General features: G+C 43.8%; 16 protein-coding genes. 10 read left to right on the plus strand and 6 right to left on the minus strand.

Going from position 1 to position 19,172, the window contains the following annotated elements; translation table 11 throughout:
• Entirely contained in the window at nucleotides 1-252 is a 252-nt protein-coding gene (locus BuS5_RS17985) for a hypothetical protein (RefSeq protein ID WP_027353568.1), read from the minus strand.
• 298 nt (nucleotides 253-550) lie between these two features.
• Here BuS5_RS17985 and BuS5_RS17990 point away from each other — a divergent pair, with 298 nt between their 5' ends.
• The 9 genes from BuS5_RS17990 to BuS5_RS18030 all read left to right on the plus strand — a co-directional run bounded on the left by BuS5_RS17990 (nucleotide 551) and on the right by BuS5_RS18030 (nucleotide 11,936).
• Nucleotides 551-1,762 (plus strand): CaiB/BaiF CoA transferase family protein, encoded by a 1,212-nt coding sequence (locus BuS5_RS17990; RefSeq protein WP_027353567.1) that lies wholly within the window; start codon nucleotides 551-553, stop codon nucleotides 1,760-1,762.
• A 22-nt stretch (nucleotides 1,763-1,784) separates the two neighbouring features.
• Complete coding sequence (meaB, locus tag BuS5_RS17995; protein ID WP_051374682.1) at nucleotides 1,785-2,750, plus strand: methylmalonyl Co-A mutase-associated GTPase MeaB; 966 nt, start codon at nucleotides 1,785-1,787, stop codon at nucleotides 2,748-2,750.
• 290 nt (nucleotides 2,751-3,040) lie between these two features.
• Nucleotides 3,041-4,732, plus strand: coding sequence for an acyl-CoA mutase large subunit family protein (locus BuS5_RS18000; protein ID WP_051374681.1), 1,692 nt, complete (start codon nucleotides 3,041-3,043; stop codon nucleotides 4,730-4,732).
• Nucleotides 4,733-4,932: 200 nt separating this feature from the next.
• Nucleotides 4,933-5,325, plus strand: coding sequence for a cobalamin B12-binding domain-containing protein (locus BuS5_RS18005; RefSeq protein WP_027353564.1), 393 nt, complete (start codon nucleotides 4,933-4,935; stop codon nucleotides 5,323-5,325).
• Between the two features lie 69 nt (nucleotides 5,326-5,394).
• The gene (locus BuS5_RS18010; protein ID WP_027353563.1) at nucleotides 5,395-6,837 is read left to right on the plus strand and encodes a hydroxymethylglutaryl-CoA synthase family protein; all 1,443 of its coding nucleotides are present in this window, start codon (nucleotides 5,395-5,397) and stop codon (nucleotides 6,835-6,837) included.
• Nucleotides 6,838-6,863: 26 nt separating this feature from the next.
• On the plus strand, nucleotides 6,864-8,066 hold the full coding sequence (locus BuS5_RS18015) for an acetyl-CoA acetyltransferase (RefSeq protein ID WP_027353562.1): 1,203 nt from the start codon (nucleotides 6,864-6,866) through the stop codon (nucleotides 8,064-8,066).
• Between the two features lie 244 nt (nucleotides 8,067-8,310).
• Nucleotides 8,311-9,651 carry an MmgE/PrpD family protein gene (locus BuS5_RS18020; protein ID WP_035264937.1) on the plus strand — a complete coding sequence of 447 codons (1,341 nt, stop codon included), beginning with the start codon at nucleotides 8,311-8,313 and terminating at the stop codon, nucleotides 9,649-9,651.
• A gap of 51 nt (nucleotides 9,652-9,702) precedes the next feature.
• Entirely contained in the window at nucleotides 9,703-11,364 is a 1,662-nt protein-coding gene (locus BuS5_RS18025; protein WP_027353561.1) for an acyl-CoA mutase large subunit family protein, read from the plus strand.
• A 62-nt stretch (nucleotides 11,365-11,426) separates the two neighbouring features.
• Nucleotides 11,427-11,936, plus strand: coding sequence for a cobalamin B12-binding domain-containing protein (locus BuS5_RS18030; protein WP_274427842.1), 510 nt, complete (start codon nucleotides 11,427-11,429; stop codon nucleotides 11,934-11,936).
• Here the strand turns inward: BuS5_RS18030 and BuS5_RS18035 are convergent.
• Nucleotides 11,853-12,227: a type II toxin-antitoxin system VapC family toxin gene (locus BuS5_RS18035; protein ID WP_274427843.1), complete on the minus strand. Its 375-nt coding sequence runs from the start codon at nucleotides 12,225-12,227 to the stop codon at nucleotides 11,853-11,855. The two genes, BuS5_RS18030 and BuS5_RS18035, sit on opposite strands and share 84 nt — an antisense overlap.
• Nucleotides 12,217-12,447 (minus strand): hypothetical protein, encoded by a 231-nt coding sequence (locus BuS5_RS18040; protein WP_274427844.1) that lies wholly within the window; start codon nucleotides 12,445-12,447, stop codon nucleotides 12,217-12,219. The genes BuS5_RS18035 and BuS5_RS18040 overlap by 11 nt, the downstream gene beginning before the upstream one ends.
• Nucleotides 12,448-12,568: 121 nt before the next feature.
• Here BuS5_RS18040 and BuS5_RS18045 point away from each other — a divergent pair, with 121 nt between their 5' ends.
• Nucleotides 12,569-12,970: a cobalamin B12-binding domain-containing protein gene (locus tag BuS5_RS18045; RefSeq protein ID WP_274427845.1), complete on the plus strand. Its 402-nt coding sequence runs from the start codon at nucleotides 12,569-12,571 to the stop codon at nucleotides 12,968-12,970.
• Nucleotides 12,971-13,074: 104 nt separating this feature from the next.
• Here the strand turns inward: BuS5_RS18045 and gdhA are convergent, their stop codons facing one another.
• The 3 genes from gdhA to BuS5_RS18060 all read right to left on the minus strand — a co-directional run bounded on the left by gdhA (nucleotide 13,075) and on the right by BuS5_RS18060 (nucleotide 19,096).
• Nucleotides 13,075-14,424 carry an NADP-specific glutamate dehydrogenase gene (gene gdhA, locus BuS5_RS18050; RefSeq protein WP_027352828.1) on the minus strand — a complete coding sequence of 450 codons (1,350 nt, stop codon included), beginning with the start codon at nucleotides 14,422-14,424 and terminating at the stop codon, nucleotides 13,075-13,077.
• A 93-nt stretch (nucleotides 14,425-14,517) separates the two neighbouring features.
• Entirely contained in the window at nucleotides 14,518-17,484 is a 2,967-nt protein-coding gene (locus BuS5_RS18055; RefSeq protein WP_027352829.1) for a PEP/pyruvate-binding domain-containing protein, read from the minus strand.
• A 28-nt stretch (nucleotides 17,485-17,512) separates the two neighbouring features.
• Nucleotides 17,513-19,096, minus strand: a complete 1,584-nt coding sequence (locus BuS5_RS18060; RefSeq protein ID WP_027352830.1) for a glutamate synthase-related protein — start codon at nucleotides 19,094-19,096, stop codon at nucleotides 17,513-17,515.
• Between the last annotated feature and the right edge of the window lie 76 nt (nucleotides 19,097-19,172).

Here is a 19,172-nt window from a genome sequence, read left to right on the forward strand (position 1 = left end):
TTACTCAGGAGTTACATGGTTTGCGAGTTCGTCTTTAATTTCATCTATCATTTCATAAAACCATGTGAGGTCCTCCATGGTAAGGCGACCGGCCCGGCGTTGTGATTCACCGCCGTCCTTTTTTATAAAAATTCTTGGCCCTATCTGGATTTTTGCTTCCCCTTCGCCGTACCTGTTTATTGAAATAACAAGGCCGGTTTCGTCGCATTTCCATTGCTTTAACACTTTGTCCTTTGTAGGATCGAAAGCCATATGCACCTCCGTTTGATAATTTAAAAAGTTTGTCATCTCTTATAGAAAATCGGCATAATAATCAATTCTTTTTATTAATCGGGAGGGTTAATGAAAATCAGCGGAGGATTTTAACCTATTATGGACTTTATTTTTTTTTACATATTATCTATAGATTGTCAGATAATAACCTGATTTTAAAATTTGGCACAAGACCAAAGGTGGTAGAGGTTCAAAATTTTGAACCCCTACTCCGACGACCGATAACGCAGTGAAATTATTTAGGTGACAATCTATGCTATCATAATAGGAGGGATAAATGACAATACAGGGACCATTAAGCGGAGTAAGAATTATAGATTTGTCACAAGCACATGCGGGGCCGTACGGTTCGCAGCTTCTGGGTGATCTTGGTGCGGATATTATCAAGATTGAAGCATATGGAAGAGGGGATATGTTAAGAGGCGTCAAGCCTGATAACAAAGGTGAAAGCTATTATATTTTGGCCTTGAATCGCAATAAGAAGAGTATTGCGCTGAATCTGCGCACTGAGTCTGGCAAGCAGGCTTTTTATGATCTGGTTAAAGTATCGGATGTGATTTATGACAATTTCAGGGCCGGAGTTATTGAAAGGCTCGGGGCTGATTATGAAACCGTCAAAAAAATTAATCCTGATATAATTTGTGCTTCTATCACAGGCTACGGTCAGTCAGGGCCATATAAAATTAAGGGCGCTTTTGATGATATCGTGCAGGGTATTGCCGGCGCTTTGAGCCTGTGCGGAGAACCCGGCGGCGGGCCTATGCGTCCCGGTCTGCCGATAGCTGATCTGGCCGGCGGTTTTTTTTGCGCCATGGGAGTAGTGGTTGCGCTCTATGAGAAGCAGAAGTCGGGCAAAGGTTCAAAAGTGGAAGTCAGCTTGATTGACTCTACCATGTCTCTCATGTCCAATCATTTTCAGAACTACTTTTTATCCGGTAAGCCGCCGCAGCCCCAGGGGAAAAGGCATCCTAATGTCATAATAGGAGCATTTGCGACTAAAGACGGTTATATAACCCTTGGTCCTTCATGGCCCGGACTTGCCACCGCAATAGATAAGGAGTGGCTCTTGACGGATCCGCGGTTTGACACAAATAATAAGAGGAATGAAAACAAGAATGAGCTTGAGAAAATTATTGAAGAGACTCTTCTTGAAAAAAATACAGAAGAATGGCTGGAGTTATTCGATAAGCACGATATAGTCGGAGGGCCGATATATACCCTCGACCAGGTTTTGGAGGATCCCCAGGTTGTTCACAATAAAAATGTTATCCACATGGATCATCCTGTTTGCGGGCCGATGCGGGCGATCGCAAGCCCAATACGTATAAAGGATCAGATAACAGGCGATCATCTGCCGCCCGCTACTTACAATCAGCATGGGAATGAAGTTTTAAAGGACATTTTGGGATATTCCGATGAAAAGATAGCTGCGCTCGAGAAAGATGCGGAAGAGCAGGCTATGAAAACGGAAAAACGTGCAAATATATAAATAGTTAGGAGATTTATTTCTGATGAAAAAATTAAGTGCGGCTGAAATGGTGGAAAGAGTAGTTACGGGAGACCGCCGGATAGCAGCCCGTACTATCACTCTGGTTGAAAATGAGATGGACGAGCACCATGAAATCATGAAACTTATCTATCCCCATTCAGGGCAGGCACGTATTATAGGCGTAACCGGTGTGGGAGGCGCAGGCAAGAGTACCCTAACCAACCATATTGTAAGAAAGCTGAGGGGACAGGACAAAAAAGTAGGGGTTATTGTTGTTGATCCGAGCAGCCCCTTTTCAGGTGGAGCCTTGCTGGGTGACAGGATCAGGATGCAGAGCCACACCCTCGATCCAGGCGTATTTATCAGGAGTATGGCCTCCAGGGGGTACCTGGGAGGTTTGTCCAAGGGCACTTATGATGTAATTCGCATTATGGAGGCCATGGGCATGGATGTTGTAATAGTCGAAACACTCGGCGCAGGCCAGGATGAGATTGATCTTATCCATATAGCCGGCACCTGTTTGCTGGTCCATACGCCCAATATGGGAGATGATATTCAGGCCATGAAAGCCGGAATAATGGAGATTGCGGATATCAATGTTTTGAATAAAGCTGACCAAGAAGGCGCCGATACCAGTTTCAGACAATTGAGGAACTCCATATCCGCCGCGGGTTTTGAAGCGGGGGCCTGGGTGCCGAAAGTTATAGCAACCGTTTCCATGGCCGCCAAACTTGAGGATCTTAAGGGTATTGATGAACTCATGGATACCATAGCGGAGCATGATGCACATTTGCATGCCGGTAATCATATTGATCGAGTCAGATTCGCGCGGGTGGAACAGGAACTGGGTGTTGTATTCAAGGAAAAGATGGAGAGGAAGATTTATAATGAGCTGAAAAGCACCGGAAAGAAGAAAGAGTACATCAACAGCATTATTGAAGGAGCTACTAATCCGTATTCCGTTTCAGATGAGGTTTTAAATTTTTAATTTCGGTCATTTCAGGATATGAGGTATGAGTATTGAGAATAAAGATGCGATCTGGTTTTCCTCATCACTCACTATTCAACACGCAACTCTATAGATTTTTAGATAATTACCTGATTTTAAAATTTGGCACAAGGCCGGATGTGGTAGGGGTTCAAAATTTTGAACCCCTACTTCGATGACCGATAACGCAGTGAAATTATTTATGTGGAAATCTATAAGTGACCGAAGATAAAACCAACCCCTAATTCTCTTGTTTGTTATGACAGGGTTTCAGGCGTAAAGGAGAGACCATGAGTTCAAAACTGTTTAATCAAGACTCTATTAAAAAGTGTGACGATGCAAGGGACCGGTGGAAACAAAAGGTCTCTGAATTCGAAAAAAAAACGAATAATGATGAAGAGCATAAGACTCTTTCCGGCATTCCGGTGGAGCCGATGTATACTCCGGAACATGTGGCTGATATGGATTATATTGATGATCTAGGTTTTCCGGGGGAAGCCCCTTTTGTGCGCGGAGTTCATCCGACCATGTACAGGGGGCGCACTTGGACCATGAGGCAATTGGCCGGTTTCGGTACTCCCGAGCATAGCAATGAAAGATACAAGCTGCTGCTGAAAGAAGGCGCAACCGGAATAAACGGAATTTTTGATTATCCTACACTTCGGGGATACGATTCTACAGACCCCATGGCGCGGGCCGACTGCGGCCGCGGCGGCGTGGCGATAGACACCCTGGAAGACATGGAGACTCTTTTTGACGGCATCCCGCTGGAGAAGGTTAGCAGTTCCCTGGTTACCTGCCAGCCGATCTGCAACATCACGATTCAGTCGATGTACTTTGCCAATGCCAGGAATCGGGGAGTGCCGCTTAATAATCTCATCGGAACAAGCCAGAACGATTTTCTGATGGAAACCTGTATGGCAACTGCTCCCGGAGTTTCGCCGCCGAGTTTTGCCTTTAAGTTAAGCTGTGATGCGATTGAGTTTTGCGCAAAATATGCCAAGCGCTGGAATCCGGTCAGTTTTGCGGGGTATAACTACAGGGAAACAGGATGTACTGCTCCCCAGGAAGTAGCCTTTGTTATTTCCAATGCCCTGGCCTGTGCGGAAGAGATGATTAAAAGAGGACTCGATATTGATGATTTTGCTTCCAGGTTAAGCTTCTTTATGAGCGGCCACAACGATTTTTTTGAAGAGATTGCCAAATATCGCGCTGCCAGGCGGGTATGGGCCAAGATAATGAAGGAGAGATACAACCCCAAGAATCCACGTTCAATGGCGTTCAGATTCCATGTGCAGACAGCAGGCGTAGCTCTTACGGCACAGCAGCCGCTGAATAATATTGCACGTTCCGCCTACCATGCCATGGCTGCAGTTCTGGGAGGAGCCCAGTCTGTGCACGTGGACGGATATGATGAAGGGCTCTGTATTCCTACTGAATTGTCGTCTATTACAGCTCTGCGGGTTAATCAGATTCTCCAGCTCGAAACAGGAGTGACCAGAACTATAGATCCCCTGGGGGGATCATACTTTGTGGAGAGCCTTACCAACCAGCTTGAAGAACAGATAATGAAAATTATATACGATGTTGACCTGGCCGGCGGAATAGTCAAGGCAACTGAAACAGGCAGGATTCATAGAAATATTTCGGATGCAGCCTATGAATATCAGCAGAATATTGAAACCGGGAAGATGTCGGTTGTTGGAGTAAATTGCAATGTAATTGAAAATGAAGTGCTCCCTATCGAACTTTTTGAATTGCCTGAAACAGTTTCCGTTCAGGAGAAAAAACTAAATAAAATAAAGAAAGAACGGAGCGCTGCCGCAGTTCAAAAGGCCCTGGATGCCATATCACGATGTTGCGATGAGGAGAATAACCTTATGGAAGTGATAGTTGAATTTGTTCAGGCCAATATCACCGAGGGAGAGATAACCAAGAAACTCAGGGAGAAATACGGAATATGGGACCCGCCACTCTTTTAATAAACAACACCTTATGTTTTTTAAAATAATATTAAAGGAACTTTCAAAAAATAATTTACCCATCCGGCTTGCCCTTTTGCCCGTCTTCTACGTTGCAATAGCCCTTGCTATGCACCTGCCATCACGCCTTGAAGACGAACAAAAGTTCTGCACGATATAGGTATATTATTTTTTTCCAGTTCCCTAAGGAGATTCGGAATATGAAAAAAGCAGTTAAGGTTATTATAGCGCGTCTTGGCATGGATGCACACTGGCGGGGAAGTGTGGTTGTTGCCCGTGCCATACGTGATGCCGGGAACGAGGTGGTCTATATGGGCAATCAGATGCCGGATGCAATTGTCGAAACAGCAATACAGGAGGATGCTGATGTAATCGGTTTAAGTTCCCTGTCCGGCAATCATCTGATTCTGGCCCCTGAAGTGGTCAAACTGTTGCAAGAAAATGATTTGAAAGATACGATTGTTATGGTTGGCGGCACTATTCCGCCGGATGACGTCCCCAAACTGAAAAAAATGGGGGTTGCAGAGGTCTTTGGGCCGGGGTCATCTCTGAAAGATATTGTGAATTTTGTCAGGAAGGCCGGCAAGACTTAAATTAAAGTAAAATTTTTAAATAACAGACCGGGAAACTATTAATATTTTTTTCAGGAAGGAGCAGGTAAAATGAGAGGAATTACAGCTTACGGAATCTATATGCCATATAATCGGCTTAAACGTGAAACCATTTTCAAGGCTATGATGTGGTTTAATCCCGGAACGGCAGGTATTGCAAAAGGGGAAAAGGCTGTGGCCAATTTTGATGAAGACAGTTTGACACTGGCTGTTGCCGCCGGCATGGACTGCTTTACCGATATTGAGAGGGAAAAGATAAACAGTTTATATCTTGCTTCCACAACTTTTCCTAATCTGGAGAGGGCCAATTCATCTATCGCCGCGGGAGCGCTCAATTTGTCTCCCAGTACCAGAACTGCGGATTTCTCCGGCTGCCTCAAGTCAGGCACAACTGCTTTGATAGCGGCTTTAGGGGGGTCGAACGAAGATACTACAATGGTTTGCGCTTCCGACATGCGTCTTGCCAAGGCGGGCGGAATACATGAACAACTGCTGGGAGACGGGGCCGCCGCTTTGGTGGTGGGCAGTAAAGGCGTTATCGCATCCCTTGTTGGTTCTTATTCGGTCTCATATGATTTTGCGGATCATAGAAGGATTACTGGAGATAAGTATATTCGAACCTGGGAAGAACGATGGATCAGGGAAGAAGGTTACACCAAGATACTGCCTGAAGCCATTAACGGGGTCCTGAATAAATGCGGACTCAAGATGGATGATATCTCCAAGGTGATCTATCCTCCGATAGGTATTAAAGATCATATTGGTCTGGCCAAAAAATTAGGTGTAGATTATGAAAAAGTTCAGGCACCTTTGCTGAATGAGGTGGGCAATACAGGCTCTGCCCATTCTTTGCTTCTTCTGGCGGGAGCTCTGGATAAAGCCAAACCGGGCGATAAAATTCTGGTGGCAAGCATCGGCAGCGGAAGCGATGCATTAATTTTGGAAATTACGGATGAGATAACAAAAATAAAATCAAGAAACAAATTACAGAAAAATCTTGATTATAAAACAGAGCTTGAGTCTTATACTCAATATCTTTCTTTCAAGGGGATGCTCGACAAGGAAATCGGAATACGCGGGGAAGAGGTTGCTCCTACCAGCCAGTCACTTCTGTGGAGAGAACAGAATGCAATTATAAAACTGGTTGGGTCTAAATGCAGGGAATGCGGCACACCTCAGTTTCCACGCGAGTCTGTTTGCGTTAATCCTGGCTGCGGGGCAGTGGAAAAGATGGAAGACTACTCATTTTCGGACAAGGTTGCCAAGCTTTTTACCTATACTGCCGATCATCTGGCTTTTACAGAATCTCCTCCGGGACTTTACGGTATCGTCGATTTTGAAGGAGGAGGAAGATACTGGTTTGATATCACTGACTGCAAGATGGATGATCTTAAGGTGGGACAGTCTTTGCAAATGACTTTCAGAAGAAAATATCTTGATCAGGCACGTGGTCTTTCCGGTTATTTCTGGAAAGCAACGCCCTTTAAAGGATAATCATTTGAAGATAAGGAGTAATAGAAATGGCTGAAGGTATTAAAAATAAAGTTGCAATTATTGGTATGGGATGTACCAAATTTGGAGAGCATTTTGGCAGAAGCCATGAATCTCTGGCTTCCGAGGCTTTTCAAGAAGCAATTGAAGATGCAGGCATAGAAAAGAAGGATATTGGCGCAGCCTGGTTTTCAAGCTGCTTTGACGAGGTTAACGTGGGCAAAAGCGCCATTCCCCTGGCCGGCGCTTTGAAATTACCATTTATTCCCATAACCAGGGTAGAAAATTTCTGCGCCAGTGGAACCGAAGCAATCCGGGCGGCAAGTTATGCGGTTGCTTCCGGAGCGTGCGATATCGCCTTGGCTCTGGGCGTGGAAAAATTAAAGGATATCGGCTATGGGGGTTTGCCTGATTTCAGTCAGTTGCGGGGCATTTATAATCGCCAGGTATTTCCCAATGTTACGGCACCTGGACTATTCGCCATGTTGGCTACCAAGTATTTTGACCGGTACGGACTTTCTCCGGAAGAGGGGAAAAGAACTCTGGCCAAAATATCGGCCAAAAGCCATGCCAACGGAGCTATGACTCCCAAGGCGCATTTGAGAAGGAAAGTCGATGTGGAGACAATCATGAATGCTCCTATGATTGCCTGGCCCTTAGGTCTTTTCGATTGCTGCGGGGTAACGGAAGGTGCTGCCGCTGCTATTGTTGTCAGAGCCGAAGACGCGAAAAAATTTCGTCCCGACCCGCTTTATTCCAAGGCCCAGCAGATCGCTGTCAGCCCGGAAGAAGAATATCGCTTTAATCAGTGGGACGGAACCCATGTAGAAACAACCTATCGCTGCGGCGTGAGAGCATATGAAGAGGCGGGAGTAAAAAATCCCAGGGGAGAGATAAGCATGATGGAAGTTCATGATTGTTTTTCTATTACAGAGCTGGTTATATATGAGGACCTGCAGATATCTCCCAGGGGCAAGGCCAAAGATGATGTTGATGCCGGTTTTTATAATCTGGACGGCCAGATTCCGTGCCAAACTGACGGCGGGCTGAAAAGTTTCGGGCATCCGATCGGCGCTTCCGGCATCAGAATGACCTATGAAGTTTATAAACAGCTTCAGGGTAAAGCCGGAGAACGTCAAATTAAAAATCCGAGACTTGGGCTTACACAGAATCTCGGAGGCTTTCCTCCTAACTGTGTTATCGGCGTAACTATCTGGGGTAACGAACTATAGATTGTCACATAAATAATTTTACTGCGCTATCGGTCGTCGGAGTAGGGGGCCAAGATTTTGAACCCCTACCCCCGCTGGCCTTGTGCCAAATTTTAAAATTAGGTTATTATCTGACAATCTATATAAAGTGGTGGGTAAGGAATGGGGACGAAATAAATTCCACAAGTAGGCATAAAGATGGCCTGAAGATGTGATGCATAGTTGGGGAAGTTATTTCGTCCTCGTTCCTTGGAAGGAGAATCCGATGCCAACCAGAAAACTATCGGAATTTGTATGTAATACTTCATATAATGATATACCTGCGGATGTTATAGAGCACAGCAAACTCGTTTTTCTCGATTGGCTGGGAGTAACCCTGGCAGGCTCCAGGAAGAAGATGGGCTCCGTCATGGCGGATATGATTACTGAACTTGACGGAGAAAACGGCCCGCAACAGGCTACAATTATCGGCAAAGGAATTAAGACGGATATGCTTAAGGCTGCTCTGGCTAACGGATCAATGTCCCATGTGCTCGATATGGACGATTACCACGGACCGACTCTTAGTCATCCTACAGTTGCTTTTTTGCCTGCTGTTTTAGCAGTTGTCGAATATAAAAAATTAAGCGGCCAAAATCTTGTTACAGCTTTGATTATCGCTTTTGATATAATGGTCCGGGTCGGATACGGAGCTAAAAGACTTCATTATGACCGGGGCTGGCACGCAACTTCCACGCTCGGTAAATTCGGCGCTGCAGCCGGTGCCGGCAAGCTTCTTAATCTTGATGTTGAAACACTTGGCAATGCATTCGGAATAGCAGGAACCACTGCCGGCGGCCTCAGGCTGGTTTTTGGAAATATGGGAAAATCATTTCACGCCGGAAAAGCCTCCATGGATGGGGTCCTGGCAGCTATTCTGGCTCAAAAAGGTTTTGAGTGTTCCCAGAATATTCTTGAGGGTAAACACGGCTTTATGGATCTTTTTTCTGACGAGCCGGATATGGATAAGATGGTGGACAAACTAGGAGAATTTTTTCATCTACCCACCATTAGTTTTAAACCTTATGCTTCATGCGGCGCAACACATTCAACCATCGATTTAATGAAGGAGATCCGCCGGAGGGAAAACATAAATATCGAAGATGTTGCGGAGATACTATTGGACGTCACCAAAATAGCAGGTGACGCTTCCGGAGAGATTGATCCCAAAAGCGGGCTGGAAGGCAAGTTCAGTGTATATTTCTGCGCTGCCCTGGCTCTATCCGACGGAGAAGCCGGGATAGATAAATTTACGGATGAAAAGGTTAATAATCCCCAGCTTGTTACTTTACGTAAAAAAGTTAAACTTAATATTATCCCTGATTTGGAATTAGATTTTCGCGCCAAAGCTTTAGTGAAAATGAAAGACGGCGCTGAATACCGGGCCGAGACGGATGCCCCTAAGGGGAGTCCCTTAAATCCGATTTCATATATAGAGCTTGGGGAAAAATTTAAGGATTTGGCAATCAATGTTATTCCGGTTCAAAATGTTGATAAATTGATAGATTTGGTTAAAAATCTTGATAAGCTGCAGGATGTTACAGAACTCCTGGAGCTTTGTCATTAATCTATTACACACGACCGGAGAATGCCGGCGGCAAAAACAGGGGGGAGAAGAATGACTGTTTTGGAAGATATTGCAAAGGAAAAGGAAAGATGGAAAAGAGAGCTCCTTAACAAGAAGCCCTATAAAAAGGATGTTAAACCGATAATTGAAGGGGTGGATGAAAATGTTGAGGTGCTTTTTACACCTGCTGATATTCAGCATATCGATTATAATAAGGATATAGGGTTCCCTGGTGAGTATCCATTTACCCGTGGGGCTTATCCCTCCATGTATCGCGGAAGATTGTGGACCATGCGGCAGTATGCCGGATGTGATTCGGCAGATGAATCTAATGCTCGTTACAAATATCTAATTGAGCAGGGTAATATGGGTTTGAGCGTCGCTTTTGATCTGCCGACCCAGATGGGGTATGATTCTGATAATGAAGATATCAAGGAAGAGATTGGAAGAGTAGGCGTTGCTATAAGTTCTTTAAAAGATATGGAGATTCTTTTTGACGGGATAGATCTGGGAAAAGTTACCACATCTTTTACGATTAACGGCATTGCGCCTATAATTCTCGCGATGTATGTTGCTGCCGCAGAAAAGCAGGGAGTCCCGCGGGAAAAGGTCGGAGGGACCGTCCAGAATGATATCCTGAAGGAATATGTTGCCAGGGGAACATATATTTTTCCGCCCAAACCTTCAGTCAGGTTAATTGCCGACAGCATCGTCTTTTGTATGAAAGAGGTGCCCAGGTTCAATGCCATCAGTATTTCAGGAGGCCATTACAGGAGCGGGGGCGCAAGCCTGATCCAGGAACTTGCCTTTATGATGCTCAATGGAATAGAGTATATTCAGACTATAGTCGACCGCGGCATTGATGTTGATGATTTTGCTCCCAGGCTGAGTTATCTTGTGGTCAACCATGTGAATCTCTTTGAAGAAGTAGCAAAACACCGGGCCGCCAGAAAACTTTGGGCCAGCATAATGAAGGAGAGGTTCGGCGCCAAGGATCCTAAATCCATGATGTTCAGAGTCTTTTCGGCCGGATGCGGCGATGAATTGACACACGCGGAGCCGGAAAATAATATCATACGTCTGACTTTGATGACCCTGGGAGGTGTTCTGGGGGGCGTTCAGTCCTATTTTACACCTGCATATGATGAGGCTTACGCTATTCCCACAGAGAAAACAGCTCTTTTAGGTCTTAGAACCCAGCAGATTATCGCCCATGAATCCGGAGTAGCAAATACCGTAGACCCATTGGCCGGTTCGTATTATATTGAATGGCTGACCGACCTTATAGAAAAAGAGACTAGGAAATATATGGTGGAACTGGAGAGCAAGGGTACTGTTATAGAATTGATTGAAAAAGGTTATATTCAGAGTGAGATGGCCCGGGTAGCATACGATACGACCAAGGCCAAAATGAGCGGAGAACATATTGTTGTTGGTGTAAACAAGTTTGCAATGGAAGGTGACATTGAAGAAATCCAGATACACCAGGCGAATGAAGAAGCGGTGGAACGTCAAATTGCCAGGGTAAAACAGTTAAAAAAAGAACGAGACAATGTGAAGGTAGGGGAGACTCTTAAAATTTTAAAGGTTGCGGCCGAAGGCACGGATAATATGATGCCTTTACTGATCAATGCGGTCAAGGCTTATGCAACGGTTGAGGAGATAGTCGCAACACTCAAAAATGTATTTGGTGAGTTTGTTGAACCAGTATAAGGTTTCGACCTTTTTAATAAAAAAGCAAAAAAGAATATAGCTTGATTCAAGGAGTGAAAATTATGGGACAACGAAAAATCAGGGTATTGCTTGCCAAACCTGGGCTGGACGGTCATGATCGCGGGGCCAAGTTTATTTCAAGGGCGTTAAGAGATGCCGGCATGGAAGTGATCTATACCGGTTTGCACCAGAAAATACCGAATATTGTAGCTACCGCTATGGATGAAGATGTTGACGTTGTAGGCCTGAGCATACTATCCGGCAGTCACCTGGCTCTAACTAAAAAATATATAAATCTGAGCAAAGAAAAAAGACTGGATGATCAGTTGCTTCTTGTCGGCGGCACTATCCCCGGGGTTGATGTCCGGAAGTTAAAGGATATGGGCGCTGACGCAGTCTTTGGGGTCGAGACCAATATCGATGTTATTGTTGATTTTATCAATAACATAGATTTTCTATTCTTCGATGTTATTCAAGTGCTTTTTAATTCATTTTTGGAATGGATTAATCAACTTTACATCTATATTTTTAAAATCTTCAACATTTCTTGTTACAAGATCAAGACCTTCTGAAATTGCAGTGGCAGCGATAATTGCATCAGGTAATTTTATTTTGCTTTTTTTTCTAATGTTAATTGTCGTATCAGCTATTTCCTGATCAATATAAATAACTCCAAATATTCCCAGTAACTCCCTAATATATTTTTCTTCATTCAGACTTTCAAATGCATATCCAAGAATTTCCATGTATGTAATTATTGAAATATATAAATCATCTAACGCATCAAAAAAATTCAGGGGAAGATCCTGCTTTGAAAGATAAATGATAATATTACTATCGATCAGAGCTTTCTTACCATTCATCTCTAATTCCTTTTTGCCATGCTGATGGGTCTGAAATTGATTTGAATGGTCGTACACTTTTGTATTTTTCTGTTAGGAGTTTGATTTCATTTTTTATGTTTTTTATTGATTTTTTTTCAGACTTATGCCGGAGTTGTTTCTGAATTGATTCCCATTCTGAAATTGAAATTATTACAGAAACCGGAACGCCTGATTTATCAGTGATGTATTGGCAATCCATGACAAGCATCCTTTTATATTAGGTTAATAATGATTTTGAGTTTATTAACTTTTAAATGTTTATCAGTATGATTATATTTTTTCAACACAAAGAATATAGCTTGATTCAAGGAGTGAAAATTATGGGACAACGAAAAATCAGGGTATTGCTTGCCAAACCTGGGCTGGACGGTCATGATCGCGGGGCCAAGTTTATTTCAAGGGCGTTAAGAGATGCCGGCATGGAAGTGATCTATACCGGTTTGCACCAGAAAATACCGAATATTGTAGCTACCGCTATGGATGAAGATGTTGACGTTGTAGGCCTGAGCATACTATCCGGCAGTCACCTGGCTCTAACTAAAAAATATATAAATCTGAGCAAAGAAAAAGGACTGGATGATCAGTTGCTTCTTGTCGGCGGCACTATCCCCGGGGTTGATGTCCGGAAGTTAAAGGATATGGGCGCTGACGCAGTCTTTGGGGTCGAGACCAATATCGATGTTATTGTTGATTTTATCAATAACAATGTCCAGGTAGGCTGATTACAGGGTTAATCTTTTGTTTCTCCAGGTTCCCGGGCTTCTGCCCGGGAACCTCCACAATCTGAGCGCCGATTAATCACGAACCTGATTAGTTACTGTTTTTTTTATACAAGCCCTTGATCCAGCATTGCATTCACTACTTTAACAAAACCTGCAATGTTAGCGCCTACCATGTAATTGCCGGGAGCGCCGTATTCCTCAGATGCATCTACACAACTTTGATGAATACTTTTCATGATTATCTTGAGGCGGTTGTCCACCTCTTCCTTGGGCCAGCTTATACGCATGCTGTTCTGTGCCATTTCAAGACCTGATACGGCTACCCCTCCGGCGTTGGCTGCTTTACCCGGAGCATAAAGAAGCTTGTTTTCAACAAAAATATCAATAGCTTCCGGCGTTGAAGGCATGTTAGCGCCCTCAGCAACAAGTTTTACTCCATTATTTACCAAGTTATTAGCATCCTTTTCATTGATCTCATTTTGTGTCGCACTGGGGAAGGCGCAGTCCGCTTTATGATCCCACAATGGATTGTGGTCAAGAGAAGTATCCACTTCCGTATAAACCGCTCCGGAATATTTTTCAATGTACTCTTTGATTCTGCCGCGCCTGATGTTTTTTAAGCGCATAACAAAGTCAAGCTTGTCCTTATCAATGCCTTCTTCATCAAAAATATATCCTGTGGAATCAGAAAGGGTTACCACTTTACCGCCTAGTTCATTTATCTTTTCCACAGTATATTGGGCAACATTCCCGGAGCCTGAAACAAGGCAGGATTTGCCTTCAAAATTGTCATATTTGGTGGACAACATTTCAGCTGCAAAATAGACGCATCCATATCCGGTTGCCTCTGGACGAATCAAGCTCCCGCCCCATGCCAGAGCCTTGCCGGTCAAAACACCAGTGAATTCATTCCGTAATTTCTTGTACATGCCAAAAAGAAAACCGATCTCCCTGGCCCCTATTCCAATATCGCCGGCCGGAATATCCGTATTGGGACCGATATGTCGAAAAAGTTCTAACATGAAACTTTGACAAAATCGCATCACTTCATTATCGGATTTTCCCTTGGGATCAAAGTCTGAACCTCCCTTACCTCCTCCCATCGGCAAGGTGGTCAGGGCGTTTTTAAAGACCTGCTCAAAAGCCAAAAATTTGAGAATGCTCAGGGTTACTGATGGATGAAAACGCAATCCGCCTTTATATGGCCCAATAGCGCTGTTCATTTCTATCCTGAAACCACGATTTACCTGTACCTGCCCCTGATCATCCATCCACGGGACACGAAACATAATTAACCTTTCAGGTTCCACGATTCTCTCCAGAATAGCAGCCTGACGAAATTCAGGATTTCTATCCAAAACAGGCTGAACCGTTTCCAATACTTCAGTTACAGCCTGATGAAATTCTTTCTGATCCGGATCCTTGGATTTTACCACATCTAAAATGTTTGTCACTGTTAACCTCCTGTTAATTAATAATATGCCGTCTGACAAATTTAAATTTACGTCTTTATCAAACGCGTAACACACAAAAACTTGATATTTTTATCAAGTCGCAATAATTACGCATTGAGACTTCCTGCCATCGATTTTTAAAACCATAGGTTTTTCCAGCCTTACATGACGAAGAAAAGTTGTTTCCGTTATGCTGGACAAGGAATCAAGCCATTTCCAATCAAGAGAATCTTCCGAACCTTCGGTAACAGTAATATAAGGTATGCCCAGAGAAGTAATGTTCTGAAAAAAATGAGACCCTTGTGAAGGATCAGCCTGTAATTGTTCATTCCTGATTTCAATAATAGCACTAACACCTGAAATATTCCGCCACTGGACAGGGATACCAAGCCATCTGTCCGCAGAACCCCATCTTCCTGGTCCAATGAGAAGGTATGGACGTTTTACCTTCAACAAATCGGCATTTATACGGTTTATCTCATCCACCATTTTAACTGTTTTCTGCAGCTTAAAATCATCAGGTTTGACATAAACAATATCTGCGATCTGATTATTTTTCCCACTGCCCAGGGCTTGGGAAGAAATACAAAAGGCATTTTCATAATCTTCCCGGGTTATCGGCACTCCATACCGATTTTCATCAGCCACCATAGGTCGCATCTGAAGAAAGAAAAAATTACTCTTTTCCCCTTTAGTTGGACTTAAATTAGCAGCAAACTCAATTTCAACTGGAGTTCCCATGCTTTTACGCCCCAGCTCCAAAAAATCGCACAACAGTTCAGGCAAAGGGATCAATTTATATTTCAATACCGAGGCAAACGTTAAAATCTTGGGACCCGGCATATACCCCGTATCCCTTATACGATGTTCGTCCGGAATATACGTACCTGCAAGGGATTTAACCGGAAATTCGTCTGCAGCTTCATCCACTTCTCTTTTTTCCAGGTTGGAATAATTGTCAAAATCAAGCTCTTTAAAATTATTTTTAATCTTTAAGGCATAAAAAAACCTCTGGGCATTTGACAGGATATCATCAACGGTGGAAAACTGGGGTAATATGGCCGGATATTTAGGTGAGAAGCGCAGAGTTTTCTCCCCTTCCACTACTGTTTTACCAAAACCCAAAGCAAGATGTACAATTCCATCTTCGGGTTTCATATAGGAAACCGGATAAAAATTATGGGACTGTGCAACCCCTGAAATGTCCGGATAAAAATAGTCTCCGTACTCGGTTCCGGCAATCTGTTCAATAACAACAGCCATTGCCTCTTCCTGGGTTTTATTGATTGTATTTTTTGCAAATGCCTTGGGGCCTTCAAAATAGGTAGATGCATATACAAGTTTTATGGCCCTTACGAGATGGTGAAGCCTTTTAGAGAGGTCGGGATGATTGTTTGGAATCATGTACGTCTGATAAAGACCTGCATAAGGGTGAAATTGCGCATCTTCAAGGAGACTTGAAGAACGGACGGAAAGAGGGTATAGAACCTGAGATAGGAACGTTTCAAGTTGTTTGTTCAACCATTCAGGCAATTTCGCCTTTAAAAAACCTTCAGCTACTTCCTGGTCGGAAAAACCATCGTTTGCAAAGCCTTGAAGTCTATTTTGAAATACGAACAATTCAAAGCAGTCAGTACCGATGACCAAGGTTTTTGGAATAAGGATATTAAATTCAGGGTATTTCTCATATATATCCTGATTATCCTCAAGAAGAGCTGACATAAATGCCAATCCTCTTCCTTTACCGCCCAGGGAACCCTCGCCAATTTTCACGAAATCCCGAACATATGGATCAAAATGATCCGGGTCATACTTGGCAATAATCCCTTTTTGACGCAATTTACGTAATCGACGAATACTAGAGACAATATATTGTCTCAAGTCTTCAGTATTGCTAAAGTCATCAGACTTAACATCACGAAATTTGGAACCTAGGGCGATCTCTGAACGGGCAATCATCCAGTTGGAAAAATGATTTCGCTTTGCATGATACAATAGGGATTCATCCGATATTTGAGCTACTTTTCCTTGAAGCTGAAGAAGATTAGTGGCCCTGTCGATCTCTGCACCAGTCTGTGTGCGAAAGACAAAATCTCCAAATCCCAATTTGGTCAGAAAAAAATTATGTATTTCTGCCAGAAGATTTGGAGAGTTTTTATCCAGAAATACTGCCGGTATCTCAGTCGCCTTTGCCATGTTTTCCGGTTCAGCGCTAAGGAGGAGTAAAGGAAGATCAGGAAGATCCTGTCTTATCAGGGATAACAACCGGGCACCTGCGTCGGCCACTATTTTACCGTCCTTGGGGATGCGGGTGTCCGATATTACGCCGAATACAAAGTCGCGAAATTTTTGGTAGAGATCCAAGGCCTCTTCATAATTTTCGGCCAGCAGTATTTTTGGCCTGGCACGCATGGTGAGCAGACGGTGTTCTTCGTTAAGCCCCACCTCCATAACAGCCTGCGTCTGAGTGACGATCTCTTTATAAATCAGCGGCAGAAAAGACGAATAATAAACTGGGGAATCTTCAACCAATATCAATACCCTGACATTTGCTTTACTGGTATCATGCGCAACGGTCAGGTGATCTTCCATATTTTTTACCAATGCCAGAAGCAGGTTGGAATTTCCGGACCAAATATATATTTTGTCAACCCCACTGCAATCTTTATTTTCAGGAAGGGGATAAATACCTCTTGGGCTGTGGGCAAGAAGGATTACGGGAAGACCAGGTTTGATTTTTTTGATTTCCAGGCCCAAAGAAAAGGCGTCCATTTCATCAAGATGCGGCATGGTTATGACCATGTCGAATTTTTTTTTTTTCAGGAGATCTAAAGCTTCATTGGCAGACGACTTCCGGGTGAACCTAGGTGGCTGGCTAAGATTTAACCCTTTATATTCATTCATAATCCTTGATGCAAGCCTGCCGTCCTCTTCCATAATAAACGCATCATAAAGACTGGAAACCAGCAGGATCTCTCTGACCTTGATAGTCATCAATTCATGAAACACTTTAAAGCGTGCATGAAATTCACTGGCAAAGAGATTATCAATTGAAAGCATATTGCATACCCTATTGTAATGGAAGTTATCAAGAATCAATTATACCGAGTGCTTCTTCCCTATACGCATCCATAACATATGGAATATCCGTAATTTTGGCACATTCCTCAGTCAAAGAGAATATGTCCTTTCTGCTGATATATTGGACTTCCCAATTTCTGGAACCAGCCATAATCTGCTGCAATCCCACCTTTGTTTTATCCGTAACATTGAATATACCAACGGCACCAAGAGGGAAACTGTCTGCTTCGGCACCGTACTTTTCCTTTAAAACTTCATAGTTCATGAAAATTTCTTCCTTTGTCGAGCCAAATCTTGAAACTGTCCCAGGCAGACCTCCATCTTCGCCCCGTAGCCATTTTTCAGAATTTTTACCAACCATGCCTGGGATCATCAACGCACGCCCCATGCATACGGCCTTACAATATGGGCTGCCCAAGGCTAATGCTTTGAACACATGATCTTCAGAAGAAAATCCGCCTGCAAAGGCAATGTCCGGAACCCATTTTCCTCTCTGTGCCAAGCGCTCACACAGTTCATAAGTCATAGAATGGAGATAGATAGATGGTATGCCCCACTCGGACATCATTCGCCATGGGCTCATGCCGGTGCCTCCAGGTGCGCCATCTATGGTCAACAGATCAATTTTTGTATCGCTGGACCAGCGGATTGCCATTGCCAATTTTCTCATGGGATATGCCCCGGTCTTTAAGGTTACGCGCTTGGCACCAATGCCTCGCACTCTTTCAACCTCTTTCATAAAGCCTTCCTGATTAATAAACCCAAGGCGGGAATGACGTTCGAATTGCTTCAGCGGTCCGGCCTTAAAGGCTGCCTGGAAAGCAGGGTTTTCAGGGTCAGGGGTTACGATATAGCCCCGTTGTTTCAGTTCAATTGCCCGCTCCAGAGAGCTCACCTTTATCTCGCCACCAATACACTTGGCACCTTGGCCCCATTTCAATTCAATGGTCTCCACTCCGAGTTTGTCTATTACATACTTAGCAACGCCGTTTCGAGTGTCTTCCATATTCATCTGAACGGTGATATCGCCATAACCTTCATGATAGCGTCGATATTCCTTGACACGACGGTCCATTTCAGGAGACTTTTTTATCTTTCCCTTGCTGTTCAGTTCCAGTTCAGTATCAATACCACACACATTTTCGCCACATACTAATGTAATGCCACTTATTGCGGCCCCAATTGTAAAATGTTTCCAATTCTTTCGAGCGATATCAGTACTGCCCAGTGCCCCGGTAAACATGGGCACCTTTAGTTTGACTTTTTCAGTAACGCCATAGGACGTTTCCGTATTAACAGTGGGAAAAGTGGCCTGATCAGGATCCGGCTCTACACCTTTAGCACCCAGGGCATACCCCATAATATTTAGATATGAGTAGTCAACGGGATAGTCTTTGTCGGCACCGGCAGTAACGCTCCCAAAAGGTTCCGGATACAAAAGTTCTCTGCCACGAAAAGTGGCTCGAAACATATCGCAGTTTCCTTTGCACCCGTCAATGCATTTGCTGCATATGCCGGACTGGGGAGCAACGTCTCGAGAACGGTTTTTGGTTTGAAGGGCGTCATTTGCATTTGGTTTTTGTAAATTCATTGTTATCAGCCTCCTATTTTTATTGTTTAGGAACGGGAAAAAAAATTTCGTCCCCGTTTCTTAGTAAAAACAGGCG

Origin of the sequence: Desulfosarcina sp. BuS5 (assembly GCF_028752835.1) — a bacterium.
Taxonomy (GTDB): Bacteria; Desulfobacterota; Desulfobacteria; order Desulfobacterales; family BuS5; genus BuS5.